25 protein-coding genes are annotated in these 22,162 nt (G+C 36.7%); 2 read left to right on the plus strand and 23 right to left on the minus strand.

What is annotated here, in order from left to right:
- Positions 1 to 137: 137 nt before the first annotated feature.
- From ACLRVU_RS10290 to ACLRVU_RS10300, 3 genes are read right to left on the minus strand one after another with little or no spacing between them, the layout of a single operon-like run.
- Positions 138 to 797: a TIGR01906 family membrane protein gene (locus tag ACLRVU_RS10290; RefSeq protein WP_412891791.1), complete on the minus strand. Its 660-nt coding sequence runs from the start codon at positions 795 to 797 to the stop codon at positions 138 to 140.
- A complete protein-coding gene (locus tag ACLRVU_RS10295; protein ID WP_147551564.1) occupies positions 790 to 1,299 on the minus strand; it encodes a tRNA (cytidine(34)-2'-O)-methyltransferase in 510 nt (169 codons plus the stop codon). The genes ACLRVU_RS10290 and ACLRVU_RS10295 overlap by 8 nt, the downstream gene beginning before the upstream one ends.
- 9 nt (positions 1,300 to 1,308) lie before the next feature.
- Positions 1,309 to 1,896, minus strand: coding sequence for an XTP/dITP diphosphatase (locus ACLRVU_RS10300; RefSeq protein WP_412891792.1), 588 nt, complete (start codon positions 1,894 to 1,896; stop codon positions 1,309 to 1,311).
- 143 nt (positions 1,897 to 2,039) lie between these two features.
- Here ACLRVU_RS10300 and chbG point away from each other — a divergent pair, with 143 nt between their 5' ends.
- On the plus strand, positions 2,040 to 2,777 hold the full coding sequence (gene chbG, locus ACLRVU_RS10305; RefSeq protein WP_412891793.1) for a chitin disaccharide deacetylase: 738 nt from the start codon (positions 2,040 to 2,042) through the stop codon (positions 2,775 to 2,777).
- A gap of 169 nt (positions 2,778 to 2,946) precedes the next feature.
- A complete protein-coding gene (locus ACLRVU_RS10310; RefSeq protein WP_147551557.1) occupies positions 2,947 to 3,261 on the plus strand; it encodes a PTS sugar transporter subunit IIB in 315 nt (104 codons plus the stop codon).
- A gap of 51 nt (positions 3,262 to 3,312) precedes the next feature.
- On the opposite strand, the gene ACLRVU_RS10315 is transcribed toward ACLRVU_RS10310, so the two are convergent.
- The 20 genes from ACLRVU_RS10315 to trxB form a co-directional block, all read right to left on the minus strand.
- The gene (locus ACLRVU_RS10315) at positions 3,313 to 3,861 is read right to left on the minus strand and encodes a DUF2812 domain-containing protein (protein WP_412891794.1); all 549 of its coding nucleotides are present in this window, start codon (positions 3,859 to 3,861) and stop codon (positions 3,313 to 3,315) included.
- Positions 3,862 to 3,865: 4 nt separating this feature from the next.
- Positions 3,866 to 4,183: a PadR family transcriptional regulator gene (locus tag ACLRVU_RS10320; RefSeq protein ID WP_412891795.1), complete on the minus strand. Its 318-nt coding sequence runs from the start codon at positions 4,181 to 4,183 to the stop codon at positions 3,866 to 3,868.
- A 137-nt stretch (positions 4,184 to 4,320) separates the two neighbouring features.
- Positions 4,321 to 6,573 (minus strand): glycoside hydrolase family 3 N-terminal domain-containing protein, encoded by a 2,253-nt coding sequence (locus ACLRVU_RS10325; protein WP_412891796.1) that lies wholly within the window; start codon positions 6,571 to 6,573, stop codon positions 4,321 to 4,323.
- A 60-nt stretch (positions 6,574 to 6,633) separates the two neighbouring features.
- Positions 6,634 to 7,176 carry an EAL domain-containing protein gene (locus ACLRVU_RS10330; RefSeq protein WP_412891861.1) on the minus strand — a complete coding sequence of 181 codons (543 nt, stop codon included), beginning with the start codon at positions 7,174 to 7,176 and terminating at the stop codon, positions 6,634 to 6,636.
- Positions 7,161 to 8,756, minus strand: coding sequence for a diguanylate cyclase domain-containing protein (locus tag ACLRVU_RS10335; RefSeq protein WP_412891797.1), 1,596 nt, complete (start codon positions 8,754 to 8,756; stop codon positions 7,161 to 7,163). Before ACLRVU_RS10335 ends, ACLRVU_RS10330 begins: the two co-directional genes overlap by 16 nt.
- Before the next feature lie 46 nt (positions 8,757 to 8,802).
- On the minus strand, positions 8,803 to 9,081 hold the full coding sequence (locus tag ACLRVU_RS10340) for a hypothetical protein (RefSeq protein ID WP_412891798.1): 279 nt from the start codon (positions 9,079 to 9,081) through the stop codon (positions 8,803 to 8,805).
- 59 nt (positions 9,082 to 9,140) lie between these two features.
- The gene (locus ACLRVU_RS10345; RefSeq protein WP_412891799.1) at positions 9,141 to 10,832 is read right to left on the minus strand and encodes a DUF4080 domain-containing protein; all 1,692 of its coding nucleotides are present in this window, start codon (positions 10,830 to 10,832) and stop codon (positions 9,141 to 9,143) included.
- 80 nt (positions 10,833 to 10,912) lie between these two features.
- Positions 10,913 to 12,136 carry a D-alanyl-D-alanine carboxypeptidase family protein gene (locus ACLRVU_RS10350; protein WP_412891800.1) on the minus strand — a complete coding sequence of 408 codons (1,224 nt, stop codon included), beginning with the start codon at positions 12,134 to 12,136 and terminating at the stop codon, positions 10,913 to 10,915.
- 6 nt (positions 12,137 to 12,142) lie between these two features.
- Positions 12,143 to 13,978, minus strand: a complete 1,836-nt coding sequence (locus ACLRVU_RS10355) for an LTA synthase family protein (RefSeq protein WP_412891801.1) — start codon at positions 13,976 to 13,978, stop codon at positions 12,143 to 12,145.
- 72 nt (positions 13,979 to 14,050) lie between these two features.
- A complete protein-coding gene (locus ACLRVU_RS10360; protein ID WP_412891802.1) occupies positions 14,051 to 14,605 on the minus strand; it encodes a Fe-S-containing hydro-lyase in 555 nt (184 codons plus the stop codon).
- Positions 14,602 to 15,447 (minus strand): fumarate hydratase, encoded by an 846-nt coding sequence (locus tag ACLRVU_RS10365; RefSeq protein WP_412891803.1) that lies wholly within the window; start codon positions 15,445 to 15,447, stop codon positions 14,602 to 14,604. Before ACLRVU_RS10365 ends, ACLRVU_RS10360 begins: the two co-directional genes overlap by 4 nt.
- Before the next feature lie 37 nt (positions 15,448 to 15,484).
- Complete coding sequence (locus ACLRVU_RS10370; protein WP_412891804.1) at positions 15,485 to 16,285, minus strand: MurR/RpiR family transcriptional regulator; 801 nt, start codon at positions 16,283 to 16,285, stop codon at positions 15,485 to 15,487.
- Between the two features lie 113 nt (positions 16,286 to 16,398).
- Complete coding sequence (locus tag ACLRVU_RS10375; RefSeq protein ID WP_412891805.1) at positions 16,399 to 17,598, minus strand: C39 family peptidase; 1,200 nt, start codon at positions 17,596 to 17,598, stop codon at positions 16,399 to 16,401.
- Between the two features lie 29 nt (positions 17,599 to 17,627).
- The gene (locus tag ACLRVU_RS10380) at positions 17,628 to 17,933 is read right to left on the minus strand and encodes a hypothetical protein (RefSeq protein WP_412891806.1); all 306 of its coding nucleotides are present in this window, start codon (positions 17,931 to 17,933) and stop codon (positions 17,628 to 17,630) included.
- A gap of 43 nt (positions 17,934 to 17,976) precedes the next feature.
- Positions 17,977 to 18,195, minus strand: a complete 219-nt coding sequence (locus tag ACLRVU_RS10385) for a helix-turn-helix domain-containing protein (RefSeq protein ID WP_412891807.1) — start codon at positions 18,193 to 18,195, stop codon at positions 17,977 to 17,979.
- Complete coding sequence (whiA, locus tag ACLRVU_RS10390) at positions 18,195 to 19,139, minus strand: DNA-binding protein WhiA (protein WP_147551523.1); 945 nt, start codon at positions 19,137 to 19,139, stop codon at positions 18,195 to 18,197. The genes ACLRVU_RS10385 and whiA overlap by 1 nt, the downstream gene beginning before the upstream one ends.
- 12 nt (positions 19,140 to 19,151) lie before the next feature.
- Positions 19,152 to 20,000 (minus strand): RNase adapter RapZ, encoded by an 849-nt coding sequence (rapZ, locus tag ACLRVU_RS10395; RefSeq protein WP_412891808.1) that lies wholly within the window; start codon positions 19,998 to 20,000, stop codon positions 19,152 to 19,154.
- A 110-nt stretch (positions 20,001 to 20,110) separates the two neighbouring features.
- Positions 20,111 to 20,500 carry a DUF3887 domain-containing protein gene (locus ACLRVU_RS10400; protein WP_412891809.1) on the minus strand — a complete coding sequence of 130 codons (390 nt, stop codon included), beginning with the start codon at positions 20,498 to 20,500 and terminating at the stop codon, positions 20,111 to 20,113.
- Positions 20,484 to 21,158: a YhfC family glutamic-type intramembrane protease gene (locus ACLRVU_RS10405; RefSeq protein WP_412891810.1), complete on the minus strand. Its 675-nt coding sequence runs from the start codon at positions 21,156 to 21,158 to the stop codon at positions 20,484 to 20,486. Before ACLRVU_RS10405 ends, ACLRVU_RS10400 begins: the two co-directional genes overlap by 17 nt.
- Positions 21,159 to 21,242: 84 nt before the next feature.
- Positions 21,243 to 22,157, minus strand: a complete 915-nt coding sequence (trxB, locus tag ACLRVU_RS10410; RefSeq protein ID WP_147551516.1) for a thioredoxin-disulfide reductase — start codon at positions 22,155 to 22,157, stop codon at positions 21,243 to 21,245.
- Positions 22,158 to 22,162 lie beyond the last annotated feature (5 nt).

Below are 22,162 nucleotides of genomic sequence, written 5' to 3' on the forward strand. Positions count from 1 at the left end.
TCCTTTCTCCTTTGACAAGTCTTTTTTATTACTTTTTTTATTTTTTTTAATAATTATTTCAATCCACCTTATCGAATCTAATCCATCATTGTTTATCCTTGTCTATTCTTCCTATTTTTTAGCAAATAAAAACGCTCCTAATTAATAGAAGCATTTCCTTTATCATATGTTTTTAATAAGTAACGATATAAAATAAAGCTCACTGCACTTAATCCTAATACGATAACCACAATCATTATAAAAGCATGCATAAAGAAGCTTTCTGGTAGAATCGTAATAACCGGATCATAACGTTCATCAAATATCCAATCATTATTTCTAAAAACGATTTGATGAAAGATAATAAACGCTTTTGAAAAATCTATGCTCGCTAAGAATCCGATGACTGCTGGAACAACGACAGTTAAAATGGAAGTCCATTTAAAAAAGAGAAAATCTCGTTCTTTAAATCGTTTGATACAGATCGGCAGGGTGGTTACTAAACCAACAGCGCATATAACTTGAATTACTTCAAAGATTCTTTTTACCTCTTCAAAATGCTTAATCCCACTTTCTGACATAGTAAAGTCAGGCAAGATCAATGGTCCTTGGTAAAAAATAGACTGATATTGAATCAAAGCATCATAATTCTGCTTAATCTGTTCGACTGATAATAAAGTAGCTTCTTTAATTTTTAAATAACTAATATCGAAGTAGTACAACCCTTTAAAGAATACAGTAATCACAATAGCGAGTGTAATAATCGTAATCATCGCAATGACGGCAAAGATCCAATTATTACGTTTCAGCTTATTCATATAAGAAGTTTTCCCCTTTTTGGGTTTCTACTAATGACAATCCGGGGAAGTCCTGCTGACGCAAAGCTTCATAAATAACTAAAGCAACACAGTTGGAAACATTAAGACTGCGAGTTTTAGTACTCATTGGAATACGCATACATTCTTCTAAATGTTCTTTTAATACATCTTTAGGAATTCCATCATGTTCATGTCCAAAGATAAAATAATGATCCTGATCTGTTTTAGCCATATCAAAGTCACTGTATGTTTTTTTACTGTAACGCGTCGTAAAATAATAATAGCCTTTATTCTTTTGTATAAATTCTTCCCAGTTTTCATATACCTGCATATTTAAATCTTTAACATAATCCAACCCGGCACGCTTCATCTTTTTGTCATCCAAATCAAATCCTAATGGTTTGATCATATGCAATGTTGTATTGGTTGCCACACAAGTTCTCATAATATTGCCTGCATTCTGCGGAATTGCCGGATTATAAAGTACGATATGATTTGCCATAATAGCCTCCTATAGCTTTTTTATAATTTCAATTGCTTTTTTTACTGCTTTTGCTCGATGTGAATACTGATTTTTTTCTTCCATGCTCATTTCCGCACTTGTTTTATCCAACGGTGGGAAATAAAAAATTGGATCATAACCAAAACCATTTTCACCTAAAATCTCTTTTGCGATTTCGCCTTCAAATGTTTCTTCAAATAAAATCGGTTTCTGATTAGGAATAACGATGGCAATAGCGCAGACAAAGCGGGCACTGCGGTCTTGTTTATTTTTCATTAGCTCTAAAATATGATTATTTTTAATAGTATAGCTTGTATCATGTCCTAAGAAACGGGCAGATTCCACTCCCGGTCGTCCTTCCAAAGCATCGATCACCAATCCGGAATCATCTGCCAATGTTACCTTTCCAGTTCTATCTGCGATGGCTTGTGCCTTAATTAAAGCATTTTCTTTAAATGTTTTCCCATTTTCTTCAATCTCAATATTTTCATTAAATTCATCTAATATGGATTTAACTTCTATATTTAATGGTGCTAACAATGTTCTCATTTCTTTCATTTTTCCATTATTGGTTGTTGCGATAATTAATTCTTTCATTATGTCACCTTCTTGTATTAAAATATTCTATCATAATTAAATAGAAAAAAACAATCTTTTACGCAAATTAAAACATTGCCGCTATTTTTACCAATTCCCTTTATAATAGATCTGTATATGATATCTGGGAGGACAATACTATCATGAAAAAATTAATTATCAATGCAGATGATTTTGGGATGTGTGAAGGCGTTACACGCGGAATCATTCAATGTCATCGCGAAGGTGTGTTAACTTCAACTACTTTAATGACCAATATGCCTTATGCCGCAAAAGCTTTAGAGATGGCTGAGCAATACCCTAACTTAGGAGTGGGTATTCACCTTGTTTTAACGTGCGGCAGACCGTTAACATTAGGAAAGAAAAGCTTTACGGATGAAAATGGAGATTTTAAGAAATTGAATACGTATCCGGATAAAAAAGCCATCGTTGATCCTAATGAGTTATATGAAGAATGGCATGCCCAAATTGAATTATTTATCCAATTAGCCGGTAAGAAACCAACACATATCGATTCACATCACCATACTCACTTAGAACCAGGAAACATTGAGGTAGCAACTCGTTTAGCTAAAGAATACGATCTGCCAATGCGCTTAACTGATGATATTCAGCATCATTATGAATTTGCACCATTAATCAGAGGTTTCAATGGAGAACTTAAAGACTTCATTCAGTTTTGCGAAGAATATTTAAATAAAGAAGGCATTCAGGAAATGATGTGTCACCCTGGTTTTATTGACGATCATCTCTACAACAACAGCTCTTATGCCATTCCTCGAATCTTTGAAATGAAGTTCATTCGCAGCCCTGAATTTAAGCAATGGCTGCATGATCATGACATTGAACTCATCAACTTCAGAGATATTAAAAAAAGATAATTGCTTTTATTAACAGTTGGGTTTTTCCCACTGTTTTTTTTTATTTATTTTGTACACCTACTTTTGCACAATATCTAATAAAATTTTTTAATTCTTTTTCCAAAATCGAAAAAAATTGATACAAGCGCTTCCATAGTATACAATGAATTTATGAAGGAGGTGTTATATTATGATGAGAGTATTATTATGCTGTGCTGCTGGGATGTCTACTAGCTTACTTGTGACTAAAATGGAAAAAAGTGCTGCGGACCGTGGTATTGAAGCAAAAATCTGGGCAGTCAGCGAAAAATCAGTTGACGCTGAAGAGGGGAATTACGATGTATTATTAGTTGGTCCGCAAATTCGTTACAAATTAAAAGAATTAGAAAAAAAATGTGAAGGAAAATGTCCGATCTCAATGATCGACATGAGAGATTATGGTCGCATGGATGGGGAGAAAGTGTTAGACCTAGCAGTAAATCTTTATAATGACTTTTACAAATAATACTTATAAAGGTTACACGTGTGTGTAACCTTTTTTCATACATTGGTAAAATTATCGGTTCTTGAAATAGCGAAACAATGAAATAATAATAACTCCAATAGCGACAATGAAATAAAAATTATGAGACAGGAATCCGATCGGCGTATTTGGATGCTCAGCTAAGATAGGAAAGAAAATATTTAAACAGATAAAGACAACAAAGAGGAATAACCCGCCTAGTAATTCGCGCCCTGCATTATCTTTGTCTCTTTGTCTTAATGATTCCTCGTCTGAATAAATCTTGTTCTTTTTAGGATCATCAGAATAAAAGATATGATGCACATCAGAAATACCGGATACACTGCCATTACCTAAACATGTCCAGCCATCATCGGCAAAGATTTGATAATATTCTTTTTCCTGATCTTTTTCTAGTTTTCTGGAATCCACACGATAGACACGATCTTTATTTGATGTTTTATTAAAATTGAAAACAGTAAAATAAAGCGGTGGAAATAAGGTAAAAGGAACGATCGTTTTAAGGTGATAACCTTTTTTCGATTTTCGATTTAAATATCTTTCTATTGAATCCGCACTGTGTAATAAATTAATCGTTAACATAATATCATTCTCCCTTTTCTAGTATTTGTTTGGAAATGAAACAGCGTTGCTGTAATTTCGTATATTCTTTTAGTAACGTCTGTTTTCCTAATTCTGTAATGCGATACATCTTCCGTCTTGTATCCTCTTGATTTTGCATTTGTTCGATCAGACTGGTCTTTTTTAAATTCTCCAATACGCCATAAAGTGTCCCAGCTGCTAAAACAATCTGTCCGTCACTTAATACTTCTACTTTTTTTATAATCCCATACCCATGCAATGACTCTGCAGCTAATGCCAAGAGAATAAAATAGGTTTGTTCTGTAAATGTGTTTACCTTCATTTTGCCCCTCCTATTATATCGTATTCCTTTATATCGTTATACGATATATCGTATACCTATATATTAGCATTATTTGTTTAAAAGTCAACCCCAATACAAAAAAGTACCGCATTTTATTCAAACGGTACTTTACTCTATTATTTATAACGATATTTTTTTACTCTTTCATCTTGGATCACACCATCAAAATCCATACCAAATGCGAAGTCATAGCAATGACCCTCACTATCTACATAAGGTATCATATCGAATGGTACATCTTCCAACTGTGTTTCTACGGTATCCATGTCCATTGGAATCTGAAGCGGCAATAATCCGCTTGGCATTCTTTTACCTGATAAGATATCAAAGACAGCTTGGTTCTGAACACCATATTCTGTGATAATCGCATCAGCATAAGGTTCAAATTCTGACATTACGGTTGGTCTTTTTAATTTCATACATACAATAACAGGTTTATCCTTCATTATTTTCTTCATATTCAGTACATTATCTAAATCTGTTTCATTTGCTGTCGTATTCGTCTTATTATAGTAGCTGCGGTTGGTAAAGGATTCTAAAGGATCACCGCCTGCTAGACTTTCTTTTCTTGCATTTACTGCTGTATAAGGACGATATTGCAGGCTAATTGGTAAATAACCGTTTCCGCCATTTTCAACATCTCTTGGATCGTAAGAATCACAAATCGGTGTTTCCATAAAAATAATTGCCGCATCTGCTTCCTCTGGTGTATCGACCCATTCAAAATATTTATTCACTAAATCCTGTTTTACCGGCACAATATCTTCCGGTTCTGACATCGTGCTAAAGAAAGTGCGATAAGACTCAATATGACGATTAGGAATATACACTTTTGTTTTTGTCTTTAACGGCAATACATGATTTTTATTTTTAAGAAGAGTGATGGATCTTAACTGTGCTTCATAACCGGCTGCCATAAATTCTTCTTTCCCTACAGTCTCTTTTGCCTCTTGTATATCAACATAAGGATTTTCAAATAAGCCTAATCGGAAGATATTCATTAATAAACGCCTTGCGGATAATTCAAAACGCTTGCGCATATAATCTTCACCAAACTCCTTGCATCCCATTTCATAGGCATCTAAAATCGGCTGGGCATCATTGTTGCCGCCAAACTGGTCTGCTCCGGCTAAAATAATTTTCAAATGTCTTTCTGCTTCGGTTAGTCCTTCAACTCCCCAGCAAGTTCCGCCAAAAGAATAAACAGTTTCTCCTTGGTTTTTAGTGATTCCCCAGTCCGTACAAACAACCCCGTCATAATTTAACTGATCACGAAGCAATCCCTGAATAATGTATTTACTATAAGAATTTCCTACCATCTCATGATCCTTACCTTTTAAATCAGCAGAAATTGTATAATACGGCATAACGGCAGATGCCATTTTAGTCTTCCCCTCTAACTTAAAAGCCCCTTCAACAAACGGTTTCAGATGCATCTCCAGATTTTTTCCCGGATGAACTGCATATTTTCCATAAGAGTAGTGAGCATCTCGCCCGGCTTCACCGGTTGCACCGCCAGGGAAATGTTTTACCATTGCATTGATACTGTCGTAACCCCATCCGTCTTTGATTTCCGCTTCGCCAAAAGATGTCTGCAAACCATCACAGTATGCTCTTGCCATGTCAGTCGCTAATTTAGGTGACTCTGAAAAAGTTCCGTTAAAACGCATCCAACGCGGTTCTGTCGCTAAATCGATTTGGGGAAACAGAGCTGTTGTCAATCCTAAAGAACGATATTCTTTAGAAACAACATCGCCGTATTTTTTGACTAACTCAGGATCAAAAGTAGCCGCCATACCAATTCCATCCGGCCATTTTGAAATATCGCTGTTTGCCCCACCGTTAAATTCAGCATCGCTGATCGTTCCATGACGTGGATCGCTGCTGTTATTGACCGGTATGCCTAAAGGCTGACTTTCAGCAAATGCCTGAACAATATTATTCCATTTTGACATCACTTCTTTATTCTGATAACGCATAACTAAAATATGGCGTACATCATCTTTTTCGATAAATTCTTTTTGCTGATCGGATAAACTCCATGGCTCAACCTTTGCTTCATCAAAAGAAAGACCGTTATAAGTTCCGCCAAATCGCGCCATTCCTTGAGCTGGTATCAACTGATGACTGCTGTAAAGCATTAACCCGGCGATCTGCTTGATCGAGAGTCTCTTTGCTAAATCCTCAGCACGTTCTTTCACATCCAATCGCCAGTCTTCATATTTTTCTAATTGATGGCTTCTTGATAAGTTTTTAAAATAAAGACCGTCTACTTCTAAAATTGGGACATCACTGTCTTTAGCGACTCCTAGTGTCGGACCATCTTCGTTATAAATTAATTTATAATTTTCTTTTTCTATAACTTTCATTTTATCCCTCCTGCTCCTATTTTATCACATTTCAATCGCTTTCATAAGCATAAAAAGGAACTATCCTTCATTAGACAGTTCCATTAAGATGTGGATATAAGCTTCTAAATCCATTGGTTTAGCACAATAATAACCTTGGATAAAATCACAGCCAAGTGAGCGAAGCAAGTCAAACTGTTCTTTGGTTTCAACCCCTTCAGCGGTCACTTTGATATCAAATTGATGACACAAATCAATAATCATTTTCACAATCGTCTGTCCGCGGTCATTCGTTAATGAATCATCGATCAGACTCTTATCAATCTTTAAGACATCAATCGGAATGTCTTTAATCATAGAAACAGAAGAATAGCCGGTTCCAAAATCATCCATTAATACCGCAATGCCATAATCATGTAAACGGTTGATGATCGACAGCATCTCTTCATTATTATCAAATAATGCGGTTTCCGTTATTTCCAATTGAATCAATTCAGAAGGAATCTGATATTTTTCTATTATATGCAGATAATTATCTACAAAAACCGGAGAATACAGATCTAATCGGGATACATTGATTGACATTGCTCCTACTGGCAGTCCGGCTTTCAGCCATTCGGAAATTGAGTGACATACTTCTTCAAAAACATAAGGGCTTCTCCACCGTCAAAGCGATTCGTATGCAGATTGTATTTAGGCTGATAATAGAGAATAAATTCACGATTATTGATGGCCAGTTCAAACTTATTTTCAATCATTTTGATTTGCAGAAGCTTTTCTTTTAACTGATCATCGTAGTAACTCACGGAATGCATGACTTCTTTTTTTATAAGATTCAGTGCTAAATCCGCATGATCGATCATTGTTTCTAAACTATCAGACTTATCAATAGCTAAGCAGATTCCAAACTTTGCTTTTATTTCATATTCCTGATGATCGAATTCGTGACAATGCAGAAGCTTCTTCTGAAGATCTTCTAAGCGCAAAGTGAACTTGTTTCGTTCTTCAATGTGAAGCAGCAAAATAAAATGATCTCCACTTTGACGAGCACAAAGTTCATGTCTAGTTAGCTGAGCATTCAAAATATTATAGATTTTCTTTAATACAATGTCTCCTTCCGAGAATCCATATAAGTCATTGATATATTTGAATTTTTCAATATCCATCACCACAATCGCATAAGAAACTCCCGGATGTTTTATCAAAGAACGTGCTTCTAGCTTGAATTTCGCCTGACTCATTCCGCCCGTTAAAGTATCAGTAAAAATCATTTCTTCCTGCTCTCTTTGATTCTTTTCTTTCTGTTTAAAGATATATACTACTAAATAACTAATTGCCCCTACGCAGATTAAAGCAAACGATGCCGATAACAGCACTAATGAATTGGTATAGGTAGCGATTACCTCATCGGGAATGATCGTGAGGACATACCAGTTGTTGATATCTAATGGGCGATAGTCCATATATTTACCCACACCATACGTATAAGTCAGGTTTCCGGTTTCATTATGTTCAATCGCTGTACGCAGTTTTTTCGCTGTAGCCTCATTTCCTTTATCTTCATTTAAAGCATCATAGAAGTTCGTAAAATCAATCTTGCTGTTTTTATTATTAGAAGCAATGACACGATTCCCTTTATTATCAATGACATAGGTATACCCCTGTCCATTAAATATAGTTGTGGTCAATAGATTGCGGTAATAATCTGTTGCATATGTAGCGAACAACAATGCAACGACCTCTCCCTCTTTGATGATCGGTGCACTAAATACATTGATTTCTTTTCCATCCGATTTATCGATAATGGTTCCCGATACACTCGAATATCCATCCAATCCTTTTAAAAAATAATTCCGGTCAGACAGATCCATGAGCAATCCATCCGTTGTTTTTCCAACTCCTTCAAGATCAACAATCCCCATTCTTTTAAAGAAATTATCTTCATTGAGTGTATCTAGTTTAGCGAGGATATTGTCCGTATCTAATTCTTCCTGAGCGATATAATCCGCTACGTTGCTTAGAACCGCTTCCCCCTTTTCTACTTCCTTTTTCAGGACCTGTGTCGATTGGTAGGCAATTTCCGAAAGCATTGATAAAACTCTTTCACGCATAGTGTTATAAAAGATATTGGTATATAGGAGCGAGCCTATTACCAAGGCAATCACAATTATCACAAATCGTTTGGATGTCGAATACTTTTTCATAATCGTCCTCTCCCCCTAGATTAGTAGGATACCTAAAGGTGTCCTACTAATGATCGAGTGCTAGCTTAATTTCATCAAATGTTTCCTGAATAAATTTCTTAATCATCTGCTGTGATGCAAACATTCGAATCATGGTTGGCAGACGCTGATAAAACTGATTGAAAACATAATTAAACTTATCATCGTTCTGTCCATGTTCAAATGCTTCTTCCGCAACAACAATCATTCGCACTAAGAACTTGCGAAGTCCCAGCTTTTTGATGTTGAGTAAAATAATAGCGACTAAAAATAATACAACCACTGCTGTAATACATACTGTACACATTCTATCACCCCTCTACAGAATATGCCAGTTTTCGACAGCGAATTAATATATTTGTCTGTTTAAATCAATTTATATTCATTATTTACCATTTCCACTACAGCAATCTGGTGCTGAAAGTCTTTATAAAGTGCAATAATGTAATGATTATTAATTTTTTCGATCAGGCAGTAACGAAATAACAACTCCTGATTCAGATGCAGCGAGGCTAAGAGATTGTACTCTTCGAGCAAAGCATGGGTAAATATCTGGCGTTCTTCACGAGTCCACTTACTCTTCCACCACTTCTTTGGTTTTATCTTAAACAGCTCCAAATAGTCCAAAACCATTTCTTCTAAAACATCAATATCTTTTGTTTTTAAATAGGATTCCAAATAAACAAAAAGTTCATCTACTTGGTATCCGATCATTTTGAATCCATGATCGATGTAATAGCGGCCAAAGTCATGAAAGAACTCAAAAGGTGAACGCACTTCATGATCAAATAAAGTATTCATGGTTCGGTGGAAACGACCGCTGTTCCAATATTTTTCCAACATTTCTTCAGCTACATGGATTTCCTGTCGCTCTTCATTGCTTAATACATGATTGGCAAAAATTTCATAAGGGGCTTCTTTTTGATAAGTATAATCATAAAGTTCGGCATCCTCGCGCAGACTGGTACCTCGGAGTAATTTTAGGAAACCCAACTGCAGTTCTTTTGCCCGAAAAGCAAAGACATCATCAAAGGATTGTTTAAAACGTTCATAGCTTTCAAAAGGAAGTCCGGCAATAAGATCTAAATGAAGATCAATCTTGTCTCCTTTGACCAACTGCATGATCACCTCTGAAAGTCGCTGGAAATCTTGTTTTCTTTTTACTACCTCGTTCGTCGGTTCATAGGTCGATTGAATCCCGACTTCAAAACGAAGCAATCCTTTCGGTGCTTTTTCATTTACAAAATCAATAATACGCTGATCTAAGACATCTGCATTGATTTCAAATTGAAACTGCTGTCCGGGAAGATGATGCGTGACAATAAAATCTAAGATATTCAGTGCTTTTGTGGGATTAACATTAAAGCTGCGGTCTAAAAATTTAATCGTTTTTGCTCCGGCTTGAATGATCGCTGAAAGCTGTTCATGAATATAGGTATCACTGTAAAAACGGACACCTTTTTCTAAAGAGGACAAGCAGTACTGACATTGATAAGGACATCCTCGGCTCGATTCAAAATAAACGATGCGATCTTTAATATGCGGAAGATCACGTTCTAAAAGATAAGGTGACGGTAGTTTTTCGATCTCAGATAAATCACAGTTTTTAGCTATGCCCTCATTCATTAATTTTCCATCTTTCAAATAACAGATTCCTTCTAGCTGCGGTTCACTTTTTTCTTCTATTGCTTTTAATAATGCCGGCAGCGTTTTCTCGCCTTCCCCACATAATACATAATCCACAGAAAATTCTTCTAAAAAATAGCGTGGCTCATAAGTGACTTCCGGTCCGCCTAAAAGAATGACGATATCTGGCTGACACTGCTTGACCATCTTTGCCAGCTCTTTTATTTTTTCAACATTCCATATATATGTAGATAATGCCAATATATCTAAATTCATGGAAAGGATATCTTCACACACCTCATTCAGATCATCTTTAATCGTATATTCTTTAAAATCTATATCAAATTTATCTTTGCAAGCTACGTATAATAAACGCAGCGCTAAAGCAGTATGAATAAATTTTGAATTTAATGTCGTAATCAATGTTTTCATAGGTCCCCTACTTTCTCATACGTTTATATTTTAACACAGTTATAAATGAGGAATAAATAAAAAAGGGATAAAATCCCTTTTTAATAGTCAATTTCCGGCAATGTACTTGTATTTAAACAATATTCCTCAAATGTCCATCCTTTATCATGAATCACTTTAGCAATATCCTCTCCGACATAACGTAAATGCCATGGTTCGTGAGCAATTCCGGTAATATCTGCGCTTTCTGTTTCAAAACGAACGATAAAGCCATATTTATAACAGTTTTTAATCACCCATTGATATTCTTCAGTATCCCCAAATGTAATACGTGTACCGTCCACGACACTTTGAGAAGTGATATCCACACCTAATCCGGTCTGATGCTCACTTGCTCCTGGCAATGCCACATATTCAGAAGCATAGATACCGCCATAAATCGATTCTGTTTCATCATAGACTTTAGTTTGTTCGCTGTAAGAACGATACCCGCTGTTTAATACTAATTCCATTCCTGCCTTTTTAGCGTCTGCTGTCATTTTGACTAAGGCATCTGCAACTACTTGTCTTACTGTATTATCCGTATTGTCCGGTGCGATCGGCATTTCCGGCACCACTAAATCACTAGGAACATATGTATTAGGCAAATAGAACCCTTTTTTAACTAATGCTGTGATCTCTTCCGGATTCTTTATTTCATAATGCTCACTTGTTGGATTCGTAGATATAACGAATGGGAAGTTCACAATATTCACTGCATATTCATCACTGTTGTACTGCGAAGAAGCAGTGATATATTCTCCGATTTTCTGATAATCAAAGTATTTGTATTTATTAAAACGATTAACTGTTTCCATTGTATACTTGTTTGTAATCAATGATTGGATATCATCCATCGAAGCATTTCCTAAGATAGTCCAAATATCTGCATCTGTATAACCCAAGTTCACTAACTCCGGATATTTTTTATCCATAAAATTCTGCATCGCTGATACAACATCTTCTTTGCTCATTTCCGGATGCAGATCAAAGTATCGATCATACTCGTCATAATAACCTGCATTTAAATCAATAGCCAGCCAGTCTGTTAAATATTTGACTTTGGCTTTTGATAATAACTCTGCTTTCACATCTTTACTTTGTTTCAAAACGATATTTGCTTCTGAAAAGCTGTACCCTTTTGTCATTAATTTAATACGATTAAAATTCAATGCAATAACGATTGCGATGATAACTACAGGGATACCGACAAAAACTAAGATTTTTCGCCAATTAACCCTTCTCTTTCTTCCATAAGAACTGTAATATGAATGTTTTTTTCTCATCCTTCTTTATTCCTTCCATAAGTACTGACGTGAATATTCCTGTCCAAACAGCTGATCGTACTGAAGCAGTTCATGATCCTCTAAAAACTGTTGGATATTATCAGGCATATCCTCCGAATATTTATAAAACTGACCGTTTTTCCCTAAGACAAAATAATTATTATACCCATCTACTAAACTTGCTGCATAGTAATTGTATTTTAAATAATTTGGTAAAGTCACTCCGGCATTTAATAACGTATAAGCTCCCAATACTGAAGAATCCATGGTCACCCCGATCTGAGTGGGAATATCATAATTTGCCCACATTACAAATGGTGTTTTGTATTTATTCACATCATCTAAATGATCCGAATCTTTGTTGATCGTTGAACTGACAAATGGATGATGATCGCCAAACATCACAACGATTGTCGGTTCCTCCTCAGCAGAGAAGTATTCTACTAATTTTTTATACATTGCGTCCGCATCTTGAACCCCGCGGGCATGCACTCCGGCTTCTAATTTGCCTTCTTCTTTAAAAAGGCTCTCATCTCCTTCTACACCTACAATACCATTGCTTGTATCGGTATAAGGGGTATGATTTTCCATTGTGACACAAAATGTAAATAATGGAGAGTCTGCATCTTTTTTTTCATAGCAAGAGACAATTTTATTATAGACTTCTTCATCACTGATATACCCTTTTACTTTTTTAGCGTCTTCGCTGAAGTCATCAATAGTATAGAATTGATCGAAGCCAAAAGCAGGATAGACATGATTACGGTTCCAGAATGTTCCCAAGTAAGGATGTATTGCCGTTGCCGTATAGCCATCTTCTTTTAACACTTTCACCATACTGTCTTCGTCATCATCTAAATAGCGGTCATAGGCAACACTGCCAACCGGTAAATGCTTCATTGAATGCCCGGTCAGATATTCAAATTCAGTATTGGCTGTTCCGCCGCCAAAGATGGAAACCAATAAATTTCCTCGTACCACATTATCATTTAACGAATCAATAAACGGTGTCAGAGGCTCATCAAAGCTTAATCCTTCGTTAGCAATCGTTATATCAGAAAAAGATTCATTCATAATCACGATAATGTTTGGTTTTTCTGATACGTCTACCGGGGTCGGATCCTCAATGGCATCAATTCTTTTTGTGACTTCCTCTATCTTTTCTTCACTGTAATCCTCCGGTGTCACGACTGAAATGTTTTTCAGATTCATAAAGAAGGATAAAATAAATCCATTCTCCCGATAATTCTTGTCTTGATTCCAGTCCATGTTGGTAATCTTTAAACCATTCAGCACTTCATTATTAAAAATAACGCCGACCGTTAAAGAGGATAATACAATAAACGCCAATGCTAAATACTTAAAACGAATACTGATTCGCTGCTGTTTTCTTGCACCTCTGAATTGCTGATACAAAACAGCACATAAAACCACCAGACATAAAATAACCTGCCAACTGATTTTTATATTTAACTCAGTCATGATGCCTGCCGCAGCCTGCAAATTCAGAACATCCCAAAGGACGACATTTTCACCCTTCATAAGAAGTTTATAGTAGTTGCAGATGCCAATGACTACAAGGGTCGTAATAAAAATGATATTCGACCAGTTAAGCCGGTTCATGACAAGATATATCAAAATACAAATATTGCAGTAAATGATATAATTCATCAGCAGTACCCGTTTATGATGAAACATCCAGTTTGCCAGATCAAACAGATTGAAGGTTGGATGATTAAGCAGCTCCACACATAACAAGGCAATCAGGCTAATGATGAAAACACTCTTATAAGCTTTGATAAAATATAATATTTTATCTGCTACTTGCTTTAATATTTTCATAGACACACCTCAAATAAATAGTTTATCATAATTTGGCTTGAATACAAGAAAGATTGTAAAAAGAAAAGAAAGCTATACTTTCTCTCCCAAATATTCTTTCTTGCCGATTTCATATAAATCATTCCCCTCACAGTCAATCACAACCGTTAATGGAAATTCCTCTACATAGAGTTCGCGAATCGCTTCCGCTCCCAAATCTTCAAAGGCTATGACCTTTGCCTGTTTGACACATTGACTGATATAAGCCCCTGCTCCGCCAATAGCGCCAAAATATACACCGGTATAAGTGCGCATCGCTTCTTTTACACTGTCATTGCGATACCCTTTTCCGATCATTCCTCTGAGTCCCAGTGACAGCATTGTCGGTGCATAGGCATCCATTCTTCCTGATGTTGTCGGTCCGCCGCTGCCAAAAATCTGTCCCGGTTTAGCGGGTGTTGGTCCGACATAATAGATGATTTGATCTTTAGGATCAAAGGGTAAATCTTTTCCCTGTTTCACCAATTCAACCAAACGTTTATGAGCTGCATCGCGACCGGTATAGATCGTACCTGATAACAGCACTTGATCCCCAGCTTTTAAGGCTTTGACTTTATCTATTGTTAAAGGTGTAGTTAAACGAATCATAATGATACCCCCTTGTGTCTGGCAACGTGACAGCAAATGCTGACAGCTACCGGCATTCCCGCAATATGCGTTGGATAGGTTTCAATATTTAATGATAAAGCGGTTGTTTTGCCGCCATATCCGGCAGGTCCGATTCCTGTGGCATTAACCATTTCCAGCAATTCTTCTTCCAACGATTGATAGCGTGTATCGCTATGATGAGAGCCGGCTGGTCGAAGCATCGCTTTTTTAGAAAGCAGGGCTACCTTATCAAATGATCCGCCAATTCCTACCCCGATTACCATCGGCGGACAAGCATTCGGTCCGGCATCACGTATCACCTTTAAGACAAATTCTTTAACGCCTTCTACACCATCACTTGGCTTCAGCATTTTGATCTGACACATATTTTCTGAGCCAAATCCTTTTGGTGCCACGACTATATCAAATTGATCCCCTTCAACAATATCATAGTAAATAAGTGCCGGGGTATTATCTTTTGTATTCACACGATCAAACATCGGTTCACTGACTACGCTTTTTCTTAAATAACCATCTTCATAGCCCTGACGTACTCCTTCATGAATCGCCTCCTGAAGACTTCCATCCACGATATGCACATCCTGTCCGATAGTAATAAAGACACAAGCCATTCCCGTATCCTGACAGATCGGAGAATGATTTTCTTTCGCTAATCTTGCATTTTCAGCGAGTATTTTAAGTGTATCTTTAGCAATTGGAAAAGGTTCCTCTAAAAGCATCTTATCAAATACCTGACTGACATCCTCAGGTAACTGACAGTTTGCTTCTATGCATAAATCTCTTACCGCTTTAATGATTATCTCTGTTTTTATTTCTCTCATGGATTAACCTCCTTAAAAAAAGAAGATGGTTCATCTTCTATTTATTGTGTACAAATAAGGCATGATAGCGTGAAGACATCAGCTCCATCAAGGTCAGTAAAGTATGCTTCCCTACATGACCATACTGAGGATTTCCTAATTGAATGACTTCATCGGCAAATTCAGCAATTTCCAGATCGGATTGCTGAGTAATAATCGCTACCTTGCATTTTGATTTTTTAATATAGTGGAATGCCTTTGATCCTGTTTTCACAAAGTTTCCATTTACCGTAATAATGATCGCTACAGAATCGCTGTCTAAATGCTTCGCACTTTCAATCTGTTTTTCATAATCAATATAAGCGATTGTGAATTTTCCCAGCATTAATAAGTCTGCCTGAAGATGCAGCGCCGCACTATGTGAAAACTGTGAACCGAAAAAGACCACTTTCTTTCCTTCTTTAATATAGCGCAAAACATTGTCAATCGCTTTCCAGTCTAATTCTTTCTGCATATCCTGCAAAGAAAGAATGATCTGTTCGATATAGTCACCAGAAGCTTTGACCGGTGTTCTTTTCATAGAATCTACCGCTATCTTAGTAATCTCCTGTGAACGCTGCTTTAATTGCCTAATATATGAACAATCCTGTTTTAAATGTGCAAAGTTATCATATCCCAACGTTCTGCAAAAACGAGAGATAGTCGCAGGTGAAACATAACATTCTTTGGCTAAATCACTGATACCGATCGTCGATAATTTCTCTAAGTTATGCACCATATACCATGCGATATTATAGTTTGTATCACTTTCGTCCGCTGTATCTAAATAGATAATGAGCCGATAATATAATCCTTTCACCTATCCCACCTCTTTCAGTGACATTATACATGAATTTACAAAAAATGAAAAGGTTTCCAACTTATATTTCCATAATAACAAGAAATAAAAAAAGACAGGTTGCCCTGTCTGTATTATTGTATTGAAACAGCATATTTTAATGGGGAATAGGCATTCTTAAAGGTGTCTATTGAGACTTCTTTTAAATCACGGCGATAAGGATCTTGAATAAACAAGACATTTTGATCCAAGTCATATCCTACTACCAATACAACATGTCCGTTATCAACCGCACTGCCAAATGAATATTCTTTAACGATCGGTTTTGCAAAGTCCAAGGAAACATAAGCAACCACTGGATTACCGTTTTTAATTTCCTCTATGATGGCATCAACTGAAGCTCCACTGATATTCTTGCAAGGACCATACTGATTTCCATAAGCAGCTAGTGGTGTTGGAAAGATCCCCTGATAGGCATCCACACTCTCATCTAATACAAAGGGATCTCCACTAAATCCACTTAATGGATCAGCTGATCTAGGCAGATCGGATATAAAGCTTTTTAGATCAACAGAGGTATACCCTTTATACTGTAAGCCCATGTATAATGAGGTCGCTTCGCAGCCCATGACTGCTCCAACATCCATTTGATTATAATAGGGAACATTCAATTTCACTACTTTATTTTCTGTCGGCGTTTCCACCGGTGGAAGTGTTTCTGTCGGACTCGATGGTTCATTGCTTGGTGGCGGAGGAGTTTCTTCTTCCTTTTTAACGACATGAACCGTTACCTGCTTGCTTTGCTTATTCTCATAGATATCTTTAGCCGTCACATTCATGATGTAGTCTCCGGCCTGTTTTGTATCGATCTGATCAAGATCAAACTCCAACGGCAGACACTCACTTAAATCTACTGCACTGAATATATTGCTAAAATCAGCCGTTTCTCCTGTATTTAAGGTAACTTCATCGGGACCTTCTATTTTAGGAGCTGCGGTATCTTTAACTTCAATCTTAAAATTCAAGGACTCCTCTTGAAAAGTAATCAAGGCACTGTAAGTCCCGACTTTTGTATAAGTCCGATCTTCTTTTGTTATCATATCTTGTTGAGTCATACCGACGGATAAGGTACTATTCGATAATACTTCATTTTTTTGTTTGTCATCCAACTTGGTTAAGTCTAAATAATGCTCGGCTTCCAAATCGATCGTTTCACCATATTCCACGATAAATTCATCTTGCTTTACTTTTAACAAGGGCTGTTCTTCTTTATTTGCACACCCGCCTAAAAGTAAACAAACAAAACATGACATGAATATCTTTCGTTTTTTCATATCTATTCCTCATTGTTCTTTCCAGTTGTCTATCGACGCTGAGTTGTTTCCTCTTCATCTACCACTTTATAATCTGCATCAATCGCTCCATTGGAACGTGATGAAGATTGATTCGTATAACTGCTGCTGTAATCTTCCTGATCGTATGAATCATAATATTGAGTACGATTTGAATAAGACTCTTTTTCATCCGATCCATGAAGTCTATATTTTATATTTTTATAGATCCAGTACAGTAAATAAAGTAAGATCGGGATCCATGCAAACTGAATTAAAAAACTAAAAATCATAATGAGTACGATGACGATGACAGCGATATATAGATAATTATGCATACTTTCACATCCTTTTGGGCAAGTCTAACATGACTAATTGAACTTATTGTGAACTACGATAAAATAGTTCATAAATCTCAACTTCCAGTCCTCTCGCAATCTTTTCTATTGCTTTCAAAGAAACATTCCGTTTCCCTCTTTCAACATCAGAAATATAATTCTTGGATACACTGCAGCGAAATGCCAGTTCTTCCTGTGACCAATTTCGCATGTTTCGCAATTCTCTTAAGCGTTTGCCAAACAATATCTCAATCGTTTCCATTATGTATGAATTGCACGCAGCTTTGCGGCCTCTTCGCTGATCTTTTTGAATCGATGGTGCAGCCCGGACTTAGAAATCTTAGACCCGGTCTTTTCTTCATACAAGCTTGCCAGTTCATTTAAGCTGACATCCGGATTTTCTAAACGCACCTCTGCAATCTGTCTGGTTTTTTCATCAAGAAGAGCTAAGCCCATCATTTCTTCGATCGTTTGAATATCCTGAATCTGCTGATTAGCAGCATTCATCGTTTTTACTTCATTGGCAATTTCACAGTTTTCCAAGCGGTTGATGTTGTTGATGAAATCACGGTCAATACGGATACTCTCATAAGACATATAGGAAGAAGAGGCTCCCACTAATCCCAGAAAGTCACCGATTTTTTCTGCCGATTTTAAATAGATAATATGACGGCTGCGGCGCGTAATCACCTTTGCGTTTAATTCAAACTGATTCATCAGGTATTGGATAAATATTGCGAGTTCTTCATTCGTCACCGAAATCTCTAAATGATAGTTAGCTGTTGATGGATGATTGACACTGCCGGTAGCCAGAAAAGCTCCGGCTAAAAAAGCTCGCTTACAGCATTGCTTGGAAGTGATTGATCCCTGCGGAACATCCGTTAATCCAAATCCGGCATAGAGACCTAAGTCATCAAGAATCTCTCTGGCTTTGCTTACTTTTACGACATAAATATTATTCTTTTTTAATTTCATCTTTCTCAGCACCTTAAATTCGATCTGAGGATTATATATTTCTTTTAATAGCTTATGAATTTTAGAAGCAATCTTTGCATTTTCTGTCCTGATATCTATCGTTAATCCTAAATTGGATAGCGACAGGGTGCCATTAATTTTAATCAATGCCGCTAGAATCGCTTTCCCACAACAAGGTTCAAATTCATTGAATACTATTTCTTCTTTTACTGTTCTTGAAAAAGATATCATTTAATCCCTCCTTTAATGATCTGCATCACGATGCAAACGATGAACCTGATAAATCTTTGCATAATACTCAGCAAAATAATTCGTTAAAGTTACGGAACGGTGCTGACCGCCTGTACAGCCGATACCGACAACCAAATGCATTCTTCCTTCTTGTTCAAAGTTTTTAAACAGGTAATCCAAGGTAGGGGTTAAAACCTCAATAAATTCCTTTGTTTCCGGCTTTTCCATTACATAGTCATAGACTGCCTTATCATTTCCGGTCTGCTCTCTTAATGCGTCTTCATAAAACGGATTAGGAAGAAAACGAACATCAAACATAAGATCTAAATCTTTGGGAATCCCATGCTTATAACCAAAAGAAATGAAGCTGATTCTAAATGGATCGGTTTCACTATGCAGATAGTAATCTTCAATTAACTGCTGAAGCTTATTGGTTTTCATCATGCTGGTATCAATGACTTTATTGGAAATACGCAGAACCGGTTTTGCCAATTCACGTTCAAATTCAATCGCTTCTTGTAAAGAAGCGGCTCTTTCACTGATCAACAATGGATGCGTTCGTCGGGATTGTTTATAACGCTTCAGTAAGACATCATCATTGGCATCAAGGAATAGAATGGATAAATCAATCCAATCTAAGTTGGATAAGATGCGGGCTGCCTGCAATGCATCCTTTAATTTAACGGCATAAGCCACTTTCGTATATTCTTTCGATATTTTTAATAAATTCGCAAATTGCTCCAAAAGTTCAATGGGCGCATTATCGATACATTGAAACTCTAAATTTTCAAACACTGCCATGCAGCTTGTCTTACCTGCCCCAGATAATCCGGTTACCATTACTAACTGTATTCTATCCATAGTATCACCTCATATGTGTATTATATACTATTTTGCTTAATACGCCCATAGCTCACGCTTTAAAAGTTATTTATTTAGAAAAAACCAAGGGAGATTTTCCCTTGATTTTGTTATTTAAAATAAAGTCCTGTCAATTCATCCTTATTATTGAAAGTAATCGTAAACTGAACCTTTTTATTTTCATATTTAGAGATCACCACAACCGTCACATTTTCATCTTTTGAAGCATAGCTGTATGTTCCATAGTCTTCAAATGCTCCCAGTTCCCCTATTGCCGGTCCCCAAGCAGCTTTCGTTGCCTGCTCAATATTAATTTCTTTCAGCTTCGCATCTGACATATCCGAAATTGCAGCGTAATCTTCGGCATTGAGGGAATCAATCACCTTATTCGCCAGTACTTTGATGCTTTCTTGTCTTTCTTTTGATACATTGCTTTTCTGACATCCCAACAGTCCCACAAAACAACATCCAATCACTAACCATTTAAAATATTTTTTCATCTTTTATATACTCCTTTATCATTAAAAAGTAAACGCCTGCAAACAACCCTATCGCCAGAATAAAAAGAACACACTCACTTAAAAATAATGGTCCGCTCAAATAAGTGATCATTATCGGAATCAAATTAAACAGCCCATGCAGCATAACCGCTAAAGCCCAGTATAGGAGGTTCTGCCCTTTCTTTACCCCAATAAAAATGACGATAGATAAAGTGATATGCACTAATATCGCAGCAATGCGTTCGCTTCCGGCAAGCAAAGCATTTTCCAATGGGAGTGTCTGTGATAATGCCGGAATCCCTACAAGCAAAATCGCTTCGATCCCTCCATGTCCTAAACCAAAAGTAATCGCTTCATAAAGGGTATCTGTCTTTTTTAAAAGCTTAAAGCTAATTAATCTTCCGGTCTCTTCAAATAATCCGGCAGAAAAAGATAAAAGCAAAACATACAAAAACGAATTGGCTATTATCCACACTTGCGTAGATGCATGGCTCTGCCACCATTCAAGTAATGGTATACGCAATAGTACCTGACTGACAAAAAACGTTAATGCCCCAATTCCAAAAGTCAGTAAACAACGCTTATTCTTCTTGACAAACATGCTTAACAAACCAAATGGCACGACAAAGCATGTTAAGAAAATCCAAATTGTTCCCATAATTGTTCTCCCTTCCCTAATCCCATTATAAATCTTACTTAAAGACAAGTAAATCCTCACAACAAAAAAAGAGGATTTCTCCTCTTATTCAAACATGTCACGATTAATCGCCTGTGCTGCAATTGCACCGTCATTCGTTGCAGTAACAACTTGACGAAGGAATTTCTTGCGCACATCACCGGCAGCATAGATGCCAGGACAATGTGTAGCCATATCTTCGTTTGTAATAACATATCCACGTTCATCTAAAATATCTAACCCTTTTGCAAATTCAGTCACTGGATCTGCACCAACAAATGGGAAGATTCCGGTAACTTTCAAAGTGCTGCGCTCTTTTGTCTGACTATCCTCTAATACTAAGCCGCTGACTTTATTATTTTCCTGATCTACTTCAATTTCAACAGGTTTCTTTAAATAATGAATTTCAATTTTATCATTCTCTTTAAGTTTATCCTGAACGATTTTATCCGCTCTAAATACATCACGACGAACGATCAAATGCACTTTGCTTGCAAATTTAGTTAAATACATCGCTTCTTCCAAGGCTGAATTTCCACCGCCAATCACAGCGACTTCTTCTCCGCCAAAGAATGCACCATCACATACTGCACAGTAAGAAACTCCACGCCCTGTCATTTCTTCCTCATTAGGTATACCGATTTTTCTTTCTTTAGTTCCTGTAGCAATCAGCACCGCTTTTGTTTCATACGTGTTTTCTTCGGTGATCACTTCTTTATGCTCACCTAAATCTTTGATTTCTTTGACCATTCCATATTCATAAACAGCTCCAAAATGGGTCGCATGCTCAAACATCTCATAAGCAAGCTCCGGTCCCGCTACGATTTGTTTTCCCGGGTAGTTTTCGATTTCTGCCGTCAAGTTTAATTTTCCGCCAGGGGCCCCGCCATCTAAAATCAATGTGTTTAACCCCGAACGTGATGCATATACTGCGGCACTCATCCCTGCCGGACCAGCACCGATAATAATTAAGTCGTACATAGTGT

The sequence above is a fragment of the Beduini sp. genome, from assembly GCF_047239305.1.
Lineage (GTDB): Bacteria > Bacillota_I > Bacilli_A > Erysipelotrichales > Coprobacillaceae > Beduini.